Genomic DNA, 13,126 nt, shown 5'->3' with positions numbered 1-13,126 from the left:
GATAGAGGAGTACAGGGATATGTATCGCAGCACCTCTTTGTTCATCGGCCTGCTGTTGGCCGCGTCTGCCGTACCCGCCATCGCTGCGCCGCAGGCACGCGAAGCACCGCGCATCATCGGCGGTGAAGCGGCTCAGGCCGGCGAATACCCGTTCATGGTCAGCATCCAGGGCATCTTCGACGGCGATTCGGATCATGACCGTCACTTCTGCGGGGGCACCCTCATCTCGCCCTCGTGGGTGCTGACCGCCGCGCACTGCATGCAGGGGGAAGCGCCTGGCGGCATCGCCGTCGTCAGCAACGCCGCTGCCCTGTCCACCGACGCCTCGCCCCGCGCCTCCAACGTCAAGGCGATCCACGTCCATCCGGCATTCAACAGCGGTAACTCGCTGGAGCACGACGTGGCCCTGATCCAGCTCAGCACACCCGTGGACGGTGCACAGCCGGTGGCACTGCGGCTGCGGCCCGACGCCAGTTATCTCAAGCCGGGCCGCGAATTCACGGTGATTGGCTGGGGAGACACCGACATCGGCGATGGCCGGGTCTACCCGACCCAGCTACAGACCGTGCAGGTGCCGTTCGTAGCATTCAATGAATGCCAGCAGGCCTACGGTGGGGAACTGTCGCGTGGTAAGGTCATCTGCGCCGGCCGCGAGGGCATCGACAGCTGCCAGGGGGATTCCGGCGGGCCGCTGCTGTTGCGCCTGCGCGATGGCTGGACCCAGTTCGGCATCGTCAGCTGGGGGGAGGGCTGCGCGCTGGCCGGCTATCCAGGGATTTATGCCCGAATCGCCGAGAAACACGCCGTAGATTTCATTGAATCTGTCTGGCAGCGCGATTGATTCAATAAAATCAAATACATACATGGCATTACGTGAAGTGTTGCCTTAACTTGAAGGGCAGCGTAGGATCGCCGCCATCCGGTCCTCGGACCGGACATGTGCCACAACACTGTCCTCCGGCCTCGCGCCGGTTTGAAGAGCCTGTGATCCCCGTGATCCGGGCTCTTTTTTTATGCCGGCGGTGGCTCTGGGGTCAGATCCCTTTTGCCTGCGGCAGAAGGGATCTGACCCCCTTGGCCGAAAACCGTGACGTCCCGGCTTGCCGCTGTCACGTCGCAGGCCGCAAGATGCGGGCCGGTCCGGGGAGTCCGATTGCATGAGCGTGGCGGTGCGAGGAAGGTCTGCGCGTGGATGGGGGCTGGCGGCCATGCTGCTGCTGGCCGTGGCGGCGTGCCGCGAGTCTGCCAACGATCCGGCCAGGCCGGCGGCCGAGCCGGTGGCTGCGGTGCAGGCGATGGCGTTGCGCCTGGCCGAAGATGATCTGGTCGGCTACGCAAAGCTGTCGGTACCGCCGGGCCAGTACCAGCGCCTGCAGCAGGCCTGGGCGGAGGGCCACAGCCAGTGGCCGCTGACCGAGCTGCCGCTGGGGGACCAGCTGCTGCCGATGCTGGCCGCGCTGCGCAAGCCCGATGCCAGCGCCGAACTGCAGCGCAGCTTCGACCGCCAGCTGGCCGGCCAGGCCAGCGCCGTGCGCCAGGCCGCGCAGTCGATGGGCAACTTCGGCGTGCAGTACCTGCGCCACCAGAAGGGCTACACGCCGGGCCAGCAGGCCCACTACATCGCTCTGGTCGAGACCCTGGCGGTGTGGGCGCAGGGCGCGCCGATCAGCGACCGTGCCCGTGCACGCAGCACCATCGCCGCGCTGGTCGGCGCGGCCGGCAAGGTCGGCTTCGATGACGAGGCTGGCCTGCAGGCCGCTGGCATGGAAGGCAGCCTGCAGCAGCTGGCGCCGTTCATCCACACCCTCAAGGCGGTGCTTGGCAGCTACGGGCTGGGCGTGGATGACGCGCTGCGCAGCGTCCGGGGCGAGCTGCTCTCGGTGGAGGGCGACAATGCGCTGGTGCGCCTGCACTACGACCTGGCCGGGCGCGAGATGACCCTGCAGCTGCCACTGAGCCGGCGCGAGGGCCACTGGTACCTGACCCGTACCCTGGCCGACACCGACGCGCTGCTGCGCAAGGCCGACGCGGCCCGCGCGGCTGCGTCGCCGGCACCGGCTGAAGCCCCCGCCGAGGGTGGGGAAGCGGCAACGCCGCCGCCTAAGCCATAATGGCGCCGATGTCGAAACAGAACCCGCTGCCGTTCCCCGGCGAAGAATCCCAGTCGACGCCCGCCGATACGGTGCCGGCGTCCCCCTCGACCGGTACCGGCCCGAACCCGGTACCGCCGCCCGCGCACGCGCGTCCGGCCGGCCGCCGCCCGCTGTGGGCGCGCCTGCTGGGCCGCCTGGTCGAGCCGTGGCTGTCGCTGAAGATCGAACCGGAAGACCCGGGCCAGTACAACGATGGCCGCCCGGTCATGTACGTGCTGGAAGACTACGGCCTGTCCAACGCGCTGATCCTGGACAAGGCCTGCCGCCAGGCCGGGCTGCCGTCGCCGCTGGTGCCGCTGGCTGGTGACCCGACCGGCCGCAAGCGCGCCTACCTGGCCCTGTCGCGGCGCAGCTCCAGCAACTCGCTGATTCCCGAGCAGCGCGGCGCCAAGACCCACTCCGATTCGCTGGCCAAGGTCCTGCAGGCACACCGCGTGCGCGATGACCTGGACGTGCACCTGGTGCCGGTGTCGATCTTCGTCGGCCGCGCCCCGGACAAGCAGAGCGGTTGGTTCGCGGTGCTGTTCTCGGAAAACTGGGCACTGGTCGGCCGCTTCCGTCGCCTGCTGGCGGTGCTGCTCAACGGCCGCAGCACCATCGTCCGCTTCGCCCCGCCGATCTCGCTGCGCAACACCGTGGACGAAGGCCTGGAGCCGGAGCGCACGGTGCGCAAGCTGCAGCGCGTGCTGCGTACGCACTTCCGACGCATCCGTGAATCGGTGATCGGCCCCGACCTGTCGACCCGGCGCCTGCTGGTGGACCAGGTGCTGGCCGCCGAGCCGGTACGCGAAGCGATCGCCGCGCAGGCCAAGCGCGACAACTCGAAGCCGGCCGATGCCTGGAAGAAGGCGCACGCCTACGCCTGGGAAATCGCTGCGGACTATTCCAGCCCGATGGTGCGCTCGGCCAGCTTCATGCTCAGCCACGTGTGGAACCGCATCTATGCGGGCGTGCTGGTGCACCACCTGGACAAGTTCAAGGCCGCCGCGCCGGGCCACGAAGTGGTCTACGTGCCCAGCCACCGCAGCCACATGGACTACCTGCTGCTGTCGTACCTGCTGTACGACCGTGGCATCGTGCCGCCGCACATCGTGGCCGGCATCAACCTGAACCTGCCCGTGGTCGGCACCCTGCTGCGCAAGGGCGGTGCGTTCTTCATCCGCCGCTCGATCCGTGGCAACGCACTGTATTCGGCGGTGCTCAGCGAATACGTCGCGCAGCTGGTGGCCGGTGGCTACTCGCTGGAGTACTTCGTCGAAGGCGGCCGCTCGCGTACCGGCCGGCTGCTGCAGCCCAAGGGCGGCATGATCTCGATGACGCTGCGCGCGTTCCTGCGCCAGCCGCGCAAGCCGGTGCTGTTCCAGCCCATCTACATCGGCTACGAGAAGCTGATGGAAGGCGGCAGTTACCTGGACGAACTGTCCGGCCGGCCGAAGGAAAAGGAATCGATCTGGTCGCTGCTGTGGGGCATCCCCAAGGTGCTCAAGCAGAACTACGGCCAGGTGGTGGTGAACTTCGGCGAGCCGATCGCGCTGAACGACGTGCTGGCCGAGAAGGCGCCGGAGTGGAAGGGCGAGGCGGTGTCCGAGGACGAGAAGCCGGCCTGGCTGTCGACCACGGTGGACACGCTGGCCGAACGCATCCAGGTGCGCATCAACGGCGCCGCCGACGTCAACCCGATCAACCTGCTGGCGCTGGCCCTGCTGTCCACGCCGAAGCACGCGATGGGCGAGGCCGACCTGATCGCGCAGATCGAGCTGTGCAAGACCCTGCTGGTCGAGATGCCGTACTCGGACCGGGTGACGGTGACCCCGCACTCGCCGGAGCGGATCATCGCCCACGCCGAGGAAATCAACGTCCTCACCCGCATCAAGCACCCGCTGGGCGACGTGCTCAGCGTCAGCGGCGACACCGCGGTGCTGCTGAGCTACTTCCGCAACAACGTGGTGCACCTGTTCACCGCCTCGTCGTGGGTGGCCTGCTGCTTCCAGAACAACCGCCGCATGAGCCGCACCGGCCTGGTCCAGCTGGGCCGTACGGTGTACCCGTTCCTGCAGGCCGAGCTGTTCCTGCCGTGGAGCGAGGACGAGTTCGCCCTGCGCATCGACCGGACCATCGATGTGTTCGTGCGCGAGGGCCTGCTGCAGAACGTCAACGATGACGACGGCGGCATCCTGGCGCGCAATACGGGGCAGACCGACGAGGTGTTCCGCCTGCGTGCGATCGGCCATTCGCTGCAGCAGGCGTTCGAGCGCTACTACATCGCCATCTCGGTGCTGGTGAAGAACGGCCCCGGCATGCTCGGCGCCGCCGAGCTGGAAAGCCTGTGCCAGCAGGCGGCGCAGCGGCTGAGCCTGCTCTATGCACCGGCGGCACCGGAGTTCTTCGACAAGTCCCTGTTCCGCGGTTTCATCCAGAAGCTGCGCGAACTGCGCCTGGTGTGGCCGGACGAGAACAGCAAGCTGCTGTTCGACGAGCGCCTGGATGCCTGGGCCAAGGACGCCAAGTTCATCCTCGGCCGCGAGCTGCGCCACACCATCGAACGGGTCAGCCCGGAAGCGGCCCGCCCGGACGAGCCTGCGCCGCAGGATTGAAGGCAGCGCCGGGCGATGCCCGGCGAACGGCATGCCAACCAAGGTTGGCATCCACCGGGGCGAAGCAGTAGATCCACGCCATGCGTGGATGGGCCACCGCTCAGGCCGGTTCGTCGGGAATCTGCAGGCTTTCCAGCCTGGCGATGCAGTCCTTCAGCTGCAGCTTGCGCCGCTTCAGGCGCTTGGCTTCCAGTTCGTCCTCGCCGTTGGCGGCCATGCGGGTGATCTGTTCATCCAGCAGGCGGTGCTCGGCGCGCAGGGCGGCGAGGTGCTCGACGATCTCGGCGGGGCTGTAGGTGTCCACAGCCTCCGAGCATACACAGCGATGATGACCGCCGGGAGAGGGGAACCCCGACCCCCGGCCGGGGCGGCTCCGAGCCGTTAGAATGGAACCCATGAGTGCCGTGATTTCCCTTCCCGATCCCCAGCCGCGCGCCGCCCGTGATCCGCGCGTGGCCGAGCGCGAGCAGCACAAGCTGGCCAAGCGCCTGCGCCGCCAGGTCGGCGAGGCGATTGCCGACTTCGGCATGATCGAGGCCGGCGACAAGGTCATGGTCTGCCTGTCCGGCGGCAAGGACAGCTATACCCTGCTGGACGTGCTGCTGCAGCTGCAGAAGAAGGCGCCGGTGCCGTTCGAGCTGGTGGCGGTGAACCTGGACCAGAAGCAGCCGGACTTCCCCGAGCACGTGCTGCCGGAGTACCTGGCCGGGCTGGGCGTGCCGTACCACATCATCGAGCAGGACACCTATTCGGTGGTCAGCCGGGTCATCCCGGAAGGCAAGACCATGTGTTCGCTGTGCTCGCGGCTGCGTCGTGGCGCGCTTTACAACTACGCCGAGACCCATGGCTTCACCAAGATCGCGCTGGGCCACCACCGCGACGACATGGTGGCCACGTTCTTCATGAACCTGTTCCACCACGCCAAGCTGTCGGGCATGCCGCCGAAGCTGCGCAGCGATGACGGCAGGCACGTGGTGATCCGGCCGCTGGCCTACGTGCGCGAGAGCGACATCGTCGAGTACGCGCAGGCCCGCCAGTTCCCGATCATTCCCTGCAACCTGTGCGGCAGCCAGGAGAACCTGCAGCGCCGCCAGGTCGGCCTGATGCTGAAGCAATGGGAAAAGGACCACCCGGGCCGCATCGAGCAGATCGCGCGGGCCATGGGTGAAGTCCGGCCCTCGCAGCTGGCCGACACCACCCTGTTCGACTTCATGGCGCTGGGCCGTCGCGACGACGCGCCGCTGCCCGACGCCCATGCCTGGCTGGCCGGCTCCCCGGCCGACGCCGACGCAGATCCCGAGACGCCCACCGTTTAAGGTCGGTCGCCCTTCCTCTTTGCCATCCGGAGTTCCATGTTCTTTCGCAACCTGACGTTCTTCCGTTTCCCGACCACCACCGATTTTTCCGAAGTCGACACCCTGCTGCCGCACGCCCTGCTGAAGCCGGTCGGCGCGCTGGAAATGAATTCGCGCGGCTTCATCTCGCCGTTCGGCCGCGAGGAGAAGGAGCTGCTCTCCCACCGCATCGCCGAACACCTGTGGCTGACCGTGGGCGGCGAGGACAAGATCCTGCCGGCGGCGGTGGTCAACGATCTGCTCGAGCGCAAGCTGGAGGAGATCGAGGAGAAGGAAGGCCGCCGCCCGGGTGGCCGCGAGCGCAAGCGCATGAAGGACGACCTGCTGCATGAACTGCTGCCGCGCGCCTTCGTGAAGTCCTCGCGCAACGATGCCTTCATCGACCTGCAGCACGGCTACGTGGCGGTGGATACCTCCAGCCGCAAGACCGGCGAGTACTTCATGTCCGACATCCGCGGCCTGCTCGGCAGCTTCCCGGCGATGCCGCTGAACGCCGAAGTCGCACCGCGTTCGATCCTGACCGGCTGGATCGCCGGCGAGCCGCTGCCGACCGGGCTGAGCCTGGGCGAAGAGTGCGAGATGAAGGACCCGGTGGAGGGCGGCGCCGTGGTCAAGTGCCAGCACCAGGAACTGCGCTGCGACGAGATCGACAAGCACCTGGACGCCGGCAAGCAGGTGACCAAGCTGGCGCTGATCTTCGAGGACAACCTGTCCTTCGTGATCGGCGACGACCTGATCGTGCGCAAGCTGAAGTTCCTCGACGGTGCCCTGGACCAGCTGGAGCATGCCGACGAAGACGGCCGCCGCGCCGAGTTCGACGCCCGCTTCGCCCTGCAGAGCGCCGAGATCCGCCGCCTGTTCCTGTTGCTGGAAGAAGCCTTCAAGCTCAGCAAGGCTGACTGAACAGGCACCCTGTGGGCCGCCGGTCATCCGGCGGCCCGAAGCAGCGCTATGCTGGGCGCATGAGCCGTCTGCTGCGCCGCCTGATCAGCCCGACCCCGCCCGCCACCGTGCAGCGCGACACCGTTCGCCTGCGCCTGGAGGATGCCGAGATCGAGGTGCTGCGCGTGCGCGATCCGCGCGCGCGCCGGATCAAGCTGAGCGTGGACGAGCGCGGCGCACGCTTGACCCTGCCGCCGCGGGCCAGCCTGGTGATGGGCGAGCGTTTCCTGGAACAGCACCGCGACTGGCTGGCGCTGCAGCTGCGCCAGTACCAGAGCCAGGGCCTGCCCGCCCCGTTGCAGCCAGGCGAGGACGGCGTGCTGCCACTGCGCGGCGAACTGTTGCCGCTGCGCTGGCAGGAAGGCCGCTACGCGCGGCTGGAGATCGATGAACACGGCGCCTGCGTGCAGTGGCCGACCCGGGGCGGCGATGCCACCCTGCGCCGCCTGCTGCGTGAGTTCTACGAAGCCCAGACCCGCGCCGACGTCGGCCGCTGGTTGCCAAAGTACCTGCCCTCCCTGCCACGCGCACCCAGCCGCCTGCGGCTGAAGGTGATGTCCTCGCAGTGGGGCTCGCTGGCGCCGGACGGCAGCATGGCACTGGACCTGGCCCTGGTGCTGGGTCGTTCGGAAGCGTTCGAGTACGTGCTGGTGCACGAACTCTGCCACCTGATCCAGCCGAACCATTCGCCCGCGTTCTGGCATGAAGTGGAACAGCGCTTCCCCGCGTGGCGCGAACAGCGCGACTACTTCCAGCTCGAAGGGCGACGCTTGAAAGCTATGCTCCGGCAACTGCTGTAGCGCCAGCGCTACAGCAGTTGCCCACGCATTCTTCCTCTACCCCCGCCTTCGGCGCGCCCCTTCAACAGAAGGGGCTTTCCTCCAGACCGTGTGCTGAGCAGTCGAGCAAGCTCGACGCTACAGAGTGAAGAACAACAACTCCGCGGAATGGGAGCGTGCCGCAGAGCGCGCTCAGCGCGCGACCGGCTCCTGCTCTTCCTTCTTTCTTCCGTGGTGGGCACACCGGAATCTGTCGAAGGACGGGCGGGTGGGCCATGCAGGGGCGTTGGCGCCATGGATGGCGCCATCGAGCTTACAGGGACGTACTTGCAGCGTCCCCTGCATGGCTCACCCGCCCGGCCAAGCACGGCTTTGCCATCGGCTGCCACCCACCACGAGGGGCTCAGCCGTTGGCCGAAACCCTCACCCCGCCCGCAACGCCGCCGCCGTCGCCCAGCGCGCCGCCACCCGCGGCGCCGTGATGCACACCGCCTGGTCGGTCACCGTCGTCACCGCGCGCTCCAGCAGCTGGATATCGGCCTCGTGCTGGCGTGCCACATGCGGGTCCTCGAAGAAGATCGCGCGCTGGCAGCGCCCCTCCAGCACCCGGTCGGCAATCTGTGCATCGCCGCCCATCGGGCCACTCTGGTAACGCGTCACCCACGGCGTATCGCTGGGCCACCCCCGGCTCCAGGCCAGCTCGTTCAAGCGCTGCCCGGTGGTGCCCGTCGCAACGCGTTGGCCAAACCGGGCCAGCACATCGAAGTGTTCATCGGCAAAGGCCAGCATCGCCGGCTTCATCGCATCATGCGCGATCAGCGCCAGCGTCTGTCCCTGGAAGGCATGCAGGTCGTCGGCACCGGTGTCGGCCGCCAGCCCGGCGTGGATGCGCTCCACCTCGATCCAGTCGCGTGCGGTGGCCACGGTTGAAATGAACGGCTTGCCGTGGATCACGCACTGCCGCTTGAGCGCGGTTGCTTCCGGAAACACCGAGGACGGATCGACCGGGTCGATCAGGTAGATCGCACCGTCCAGTGTCCGCTCCGGCCCCATGCCGACCACCTCGGCCACCAGCTTCATCAGGCCACCCTCGCGCCCATAGGGATACCGGTGCAGGCCGCCGTAGCCGGCCAGGAAGCCCTGCCGCTCGATCGCATCGTGGGTGCGCCCGACCGCATGCAGTGACACCCCCAGCTCGCGCAGGCCTGCCTCGCTGGCACGCAGCCAACGGAACAGCGCGGCGCGCGCATCGTGGTGATGGAGACGGTTGGCGGCCAGGCCGATACGCATCGAGCGCTCCGTAGGGACGGGTAGAAGCGGCAGTGTATGTCGGCATTCGCCGATGCGGATGCTTTTCCAATTTTTCTCATTGTCGCGGAAGCCTGCCTCGCTAGCGTGGCTGCAGCGGTACCGCTGCGCGGCCGTGGTTCCTGCCCGCGAAATGAGGACGCCCATCGTGAATGTCGCCGGCCGCCGCGCCGTCGCCGCTGTCATGGCATCGCTGTTGCTGCCCGGCATCGCCGCTGCATCCGGGTGTGCGAACCCCCTGCAGGTGGCATGGCGCTCCGACCGGCCGCCACTGTCATACAGCCAGCAGGGCGAGGTTGCGGGACTGGCCGCGGACTACCTGCCGCTGCTGGGCATGCAGGCAGTGCAGCATGCGAAGCCGTTGCCTGCGGCGGTGCTTACCGAGGGATCACTGCCGGCCGGCACCCAGGTGCTGCTGGGCTGGCCGCGCGCTCAGCTACCGACCGGCTGGGTGGCCAGCAGCCCCTACCTGGAAGTGCCACAGGTGATCGTGCGGCGCGAGGGCGCCGCTGCGGTGCTGGGGCTGGAGGGCCTGCGTGGTCGTAGCGTGGCCAGCCCGGACCGGCTGCCGCTGGAGGCGTTGCTGGCCGAGCAGGCCCCGGGGGCGCAGCTGCTGGCACCTGCGCCGCTGGACCACGCGCTGTCACTGCTGCGCGCCGGGCTGGTTGACGCCGTGGTCGCCAATCTCGCCGAAGTGGAAGCCGCGCTCCGCGCGGAGCCGGGTGACGCGGTGGTGATCGCGGCACCCGCGGGCTTCGGCGATGCACTGGTACTCGCGGCCGCGCCGGCCTGTGCCGAAGTGGTCGCCGCTTTCGACCGGCAGCTGCTGCAGGACGGCGATGCACGTCGCGCGTCGAACCGCAGCGCCTGGCTGCCGGATCGGCCACGCGCGCAGCTCCCCGGTTCGGCACTGCGCTGGCTGGTGCCGGCGTCGCTGATCCTGCTCGCACTCGTGCTGCTGCATGCCTTCGGCTACTGGCGCGTGCATCGCGAGAGCGTGCGTCGTCGCGTGCTGGAGCAGCGGTTGCACGACGTCACCGCGAACCTGCCGGCGGTGGTCTACCAGGCCCGCCGTTCTGCGACCGGCCACTACAGCCTGGCGCAGATCGCCGGCGATGTGCAGGCGCTGTTCGGGGTAAGCGTGGAGACCGCGCGGATCGACCATCTGCAGCTGCTGGCTGCGGTGCACGCCGACGACCGCAGCCGGGTGATGGCGTGCATCGAAGCGGCCGCGCTGGTGCGCGGTCCCATCGATGTTACCTTCCGCACCCGGTCGGCGCAGGGCTGGCGCTGGGTCCGTTCGCAGGGACGACCGCTGCAGTGCGATGACAGCAGCGTGGAATGGAGCGGTTACTGGTTGGATGTCAGCGAAGCACAGGCGCGTGCCGTAGCGCTGGCCGAGGCGCGCCACGCGGCCGAGCAGGCGGCGCTGGCCAAGAGCCATTTCCTGGCGACCATGAGCCACCAGATCCGCACGCCGATGAGTACCCTGCTGGGCATGCTGGAGCGGCTGGCGGGCAGTGACCTGGATGCGGGCCAGCGGCAGGTGCTGACCACCGTGGGTGACGCCGCGCAGATGCTGCGGCAGATCCTCGACGATGTGCTGCACAGCCAGCGCCTGCAGCCAGCGCCACTGCAGCTGCGGCCGACCGATCTTGCGGCGCTGGTGCGCGCGGTGCAGCAGCTGTTGATGCCCGTTGCGGCCAGCCGCGGCCTGCACCTGCACAGCGAGATCGACCCCGTGTTGCAGCGGTGGTCGCTGGCCGATGGGCTGCGCCTGCGCCAGGTCCTGTTCAACCTGGCCGGCAATGCACTCAAGTTCACCCTGCAGGGAAGCGTGGTGTTGCAGGTGCATGTGCTGCAGCAGCGCGATGGCGGCCAGCGGCTGCGCCTGCAGGTGACCGATACCGGCGTGGGCATCAGCGTGGAGCGGCAGCAGGCGGTGTTCGCCGCCTATGAGCAGGCCGAGACCTCGACCACGCGCCGCTTCGGTGGCAGTGGGCTGGGCCTGTCGATCTGCCGCGAGCTGGCGGCATCGATGGGCGGGCAGCTGCACCTGCGCAGCGCGCCGGGCAAGGGCACCACCGTATCGCTGGAGCTGGCTCTGGCGGCCTGTGCGGCACCAACGGTGGTGCCGGTGCTCACGACGGTCGCGCAACGGCCGCTGCCGCCGGCGCGGGTGCTGGTTGTCGAAGACCATCCGACCAACCTGCAGTTGCTGGAGCAGCGCCTGCGCGAACTGGGGCTGCAGGTACACGCCTGCGACGACGGTCTGCAGGCATGGGAGGCCTGGCAGGCACAGCCGTTCGACCTGGTGATCACCGACTGCCATATGCCGCACATGGACGGCTTCGCGCTGGCACGCACGATCCGCAGCGACACCTGTGCCATCCGTGCGCAGGTGCCGATCATCGCGCTGACCGCCAGCGTGCTGGAGCGCACGCGCGAGGCCTGCCGTGATGCGGGCATCGACCATTTCCTGGCCAAGCCGGTGGAGCCGTGCGAACTGCGCGCGCTGCTGGAAGTGCTGCTGTTGCCGGACTCAGTGCGCCAGTAGGCGGACGATGCTGGCAGCGGCATCGCGGCCTTCGGCCACGGCGGTCACCACCAGGTCTGCACCGCGTACCGCGTCGCCACCGGCGAACAGGCGTGGATGTGCGGTCTGGAACGGCAGGCGGTCCTTGCCCCCGGCGACGATGCGGCCGTTGGACTGGCCTTCCACGCCCAGCTCGGCCAGCCACGCCGGCACGCTCGGCGAGAAGCCGAAGGCGATGATCACCACGTCCGCCTCCAGCAGCGATTCACTGCCTTCGATCGGCACCGCGTTCTGGCGGCCATTGGCATCGGGCTCGCCCAGGCGGGTTTCGACCACGGTCACGCCGATCACTTCGTCGTCGGCGCCGGCCTCGATCGATAGCGGCTGGCGGTTGAACAGGAAGCGCACGCCTTCTTCGCGCGCATTGGCCACTTCGCGCGCGCTGCCGGGCATGTTGGCTTCGTCGCGGCGGTAGGCACAGGTGACCTTGGCCGCGCCCAGGCGCACCGCGCTGCGCACGCAGTCCATGCCGGTATCGCCACCACCGAGTACCACCACGCGCTTGCCGTTGAGGTCGGGCAGGGCGATGGTGTCTTCCCAGCCGGCAATCGGCCGGCCCTTCGGGTCATCGCCGCCAACGATGCGGCTGTTCTGCACCAGGAACGGCAGCGCCGGCAGCACGCCCTTCAGGTCCTGGCCGTCGAGGCCACCATCGGTGTAGCGGTAGGCGCCGGTGCCGACGAACACCGCATCATGGGTCTCCAGCAGCTGCTGCACGCTGAGGTCGCGTCCGATCTCGACACCGAGGCGGAACTGCACGCCCATGCCCTCCAGCACTTCGCGGCGGCGATGGATCACGTCCTTGTCCAGCTTGAAGCTGGGGATGCCGAACTGCAGCAGGCCGCCGATCTGCTCGTAGCGGTCGTAGACCACCGCGGCAATGCCGGCGCGGGCGAGGCGATCGGCGCAGGCCAGGCCGGCCGGACCGGCGCCGATCACCGCCACGCTGTGGCCGCTGGGCTGCACCGCGCCCAGGTCAGGGCGCCAGCCGCTGGCCAGCGCGGTATCGACGATGTACTTCTCCACCGCACCGATGGTGACCGCACCGAACTCTTCCAGCGTGCAGCTGCCCTCGCACAGGCGGTCCTGCGGGCAGACGCGGCCGCAGACCTCCGGCAACGGGTTGGTGCTGTGGCACAGCGTGGCGGCTTCGTGGATGCGGTTCTCCTGCACCAGCTGCAGCCACTGCGGAATGGCGTTGTGCACCGGGCACTTCCAGCTGCAGTAGGGGTTGCCGCAATCCAGGCAGCGACCGGCCTGGTACTGGGCGTCTTCCTTGCCGAACTTTCCGTACAGCTCGCCCCAGTCGCCGGACGTGCGCAGTTCCACCGGGATGCGCTGCGGCATGGTGCGGGGCAGGTCGAGGAACTGGAAGGCGTGCTTGCGGCTCATGGCGGGC

At 68.5% G+C, this 13,126-nt stretch carries 10 protein-coding genes; 7 read left to right on the top strand and 3 right to left on the bottom strand.

What is annotated here, in order from left to right; translation table 11 throughout:
• Window positions 1-19: 19 nt before the first annotated feature.
• The 3 genes from BKE09_RS10890 to plsB all read left to right on the top strand — a co-directional run bounded on the left by BKE09_RS10890 (window position 20) and on the right by plsB (window position 4,747).
• Entirely contained in the window at window positions 20-841 is an 822-nt protein-coding gene (locus tag BKE09_RS10890) for a serine protease (protein WP_075675751.1), read from the top strand.
• Between the two features lie 316 nt (window positions 842-1,157).
• Window positions 1,158-2,111 carry a hypothetical protein gene (locus BKE09_RS10885; RefSeq protein ID WP_075675750.1) on the top strand — a complete coding sequence of 318 codons (954 nt, stop codon included), beginning with the start codon at window positions 1,158-1,160 and terminating at the stop codon, window positions 2,109-2,111.
• Window positions 2,111-4,747: a glycerol-3-phosphate 1-O-acyltransferase PlsB gene (gene plsB / locus BKE09_RS10880; protein ID WP_075675749.1), complete on the top strand. Its 2,637-nt coding sequence runs from the start codon at window positions 2,111-2,113 to the stop codon at window positions 4,745-4,747. The genes BKE09_RS10885 and plsB overlap by 1 nt, the downstream gene beginning before the upstream one ends.
• 100 nt (window positions 4,748-4,847) lie before the next feature.
• On the opposite strand, the gene BKE09_RS10875 is transcribed toward plsB, so the two are convergent.
• A complete protein-coding gene (locus BKE09_RS10875) occupies window positions 4,848-5,051 on the bottom strand; it encodes a YdcH family protein (RefSeq protein WP_005421068.1) in 204 nt (67 codons plus the stop codon).
• Window positions 5,052-5,142: 91 nt separating this feature from the next.
• Between BKE09_RS10875 and ttcA the strand changes: the two genes are divergently transcribed.
• The 3 genes from ttcA to BKE09_RS10860 are packed head-to-tail and all read left to right on the top strand — an operon-like array spanning window position 5,143 to window position 7,844.
• Window positions 5,143-6,063, top strand: a complete 921-nt coding sequence (gene ttcA / locus BKE09_RS10870; RefSeq protein ID WP_170871740.1) for a tRNA 2-thiocytidine(32) synthetase TtcA — start codon at window positions 5,143-5,145, stop codon at window positions 6,061-6,063.
• Window positions 6,064-6,099: 36 nt separating this feature from the next.
• Window positions 6,100-7,005 (top strand): recombination-associated protein RdgC, encoded by a 906-nt coding sequence (locus tag BKE09_RS10865; protein ID WP_005411825.1) that lies wholly within the window; start codon window positions 6,100-6,102, stop codon window positions 7,003-7,005.
• Window positions 7,006-7,064: 59 nt separating this feature from the next.
• Complete coding sequence (locus BKE09_RS10860; protein ID WP_075675748.1) at window positions 7,065-7,844, top strand: SprT family zinc-dependent metalloprotease; 780 nt, start codon at window positions 7,065-7,067, stop codon at window positions 7,842-7,844.
• Window positions 7,845-8,246: 402 nt separating this feature from the next.
• Here BKE09_RS10860 and BKE09_RS10855 read toward each other — a convergent pair whose 3' ends face one another.
• Complete coding sequence (locus BKE09_RS10855; RefSeq protein ID WP_075675747.1) at window positions 8,247-9,113, bottom strand: methylglyoxal synthase; 867 nt, start codon at window positions 9,111-9,113, stop codon at window positions 8,247-8,249.
• Window positions 9,114-9,279: 166 nt separating this feature from the next.
• Here BKE09_RS10855 and BKE09_RS10850 point away from each other — a divergent pair, with 166 nt between their 5' ends.
• Window positions 9,280-11,688, top strand: a complete 2,409-nt coding sequence (locus BKE09_RS10850) for a response regulator (RefSeq protein ID WP_075675746.1) — start codon at window positions 9,280-9,282, stop codon at window positions 11,686-11,688.
• On the opposite strand, the gene BKE09_RS10845 is transcribed toward BKE09_RS10850, so the two are convergent.
• Window positions 11,674-13,119 carry an FAD-dependent oxidoreductase gene (locus BKE09_RS10845; protein WP_049422385.1) on the bottom strand — a complete coding sequence of 482 codons (1,446 nt, stop codon included), beginning with the start codon at window positions 13,117-13,119 and terminating at the stop codon, window positions 11,674-11,676. The two genes, BKE09_RS10850 and BKE09_RS10845, sit on opposite strands and share 15 nt — an antisense overlap.
• Between the last annotated feature and the right edge of the window lie 7 nt (window positions 13,120-13,126).

Origin of the sequence: Stenotrophomonas sp. TD3 (genome assembly GCF_001939825.1) — a bacterium.
Taxonomy (GTDB): Bacteria; Pseudomonadota; Gammaproteobacteria; order Xanthomonadales; family Xanthomonadaceae; genus Stenotrophomonas.
This window is presented reverse-complemented; position numbering and strand designations above follow the sequence as displayed.

Excerpts from the sequence above, each read along its gene's own strand:
- BKE09_RS10845 (WP_049422385.1), bottom strand. The coding sequence starts at position 13,119 with ATGAGCCGCAAGCACGCCTTCCAGTTCCTCGACCTGCCCCGCACCATG.
- BKE09_RS10890 (WP_075675751.1), top strand. The coding sequence starts at position 20 with ATGTATCGCAGCACCTCTTTGTTCATCGGCCTGCTGTTGGCCGCGTCT.
- BKE09_RS10860 (WP_075675748.1), top strand. The coding sequence starts at position 7,065 with ATGAGCCGTCTGCTGCGCCGCCTGATCAGCCCGACCCCGCCCGCCACC.
- BKE09_RS10855 (WP_075675747.1), bottom strand. The coding sequence starts at position 9,113 with ATGCGTATCGGCCTGGCCGCCAACCGTCTCCATCACCACGATGCGCGC.
- plsB (WP_075675749.1), top strand. The coding sequence starts at position 2,111 with ATGGCGCCGATGTCGAAACAGAACCCGCTGCCGTTCCCCGGCGAAGAA.
- BKE09_RS10865 (WP_005411825.1), top strand. The coding sequence starts at position 6,100 with ATGTTCTTTCGCAACCTGACGTTCTTCCGTTTCCCGACCACCACCGAT.
- BKE09_RS10885 (WP_075675750.1), top strand. The coding sequence starts at position 1,158 with ATGAGCGTGGCGGTGCGAGGAAGGTCTGCGCGTGGATGGGGGCTGGCG.
- ttcA (WP_170871740.1), top strand. The coding sequence starts at position 5,143 with ATGAGTGCCGTGATTTCCCTTCCCGATCCCCAGCCGCGCGCCGCCCGT.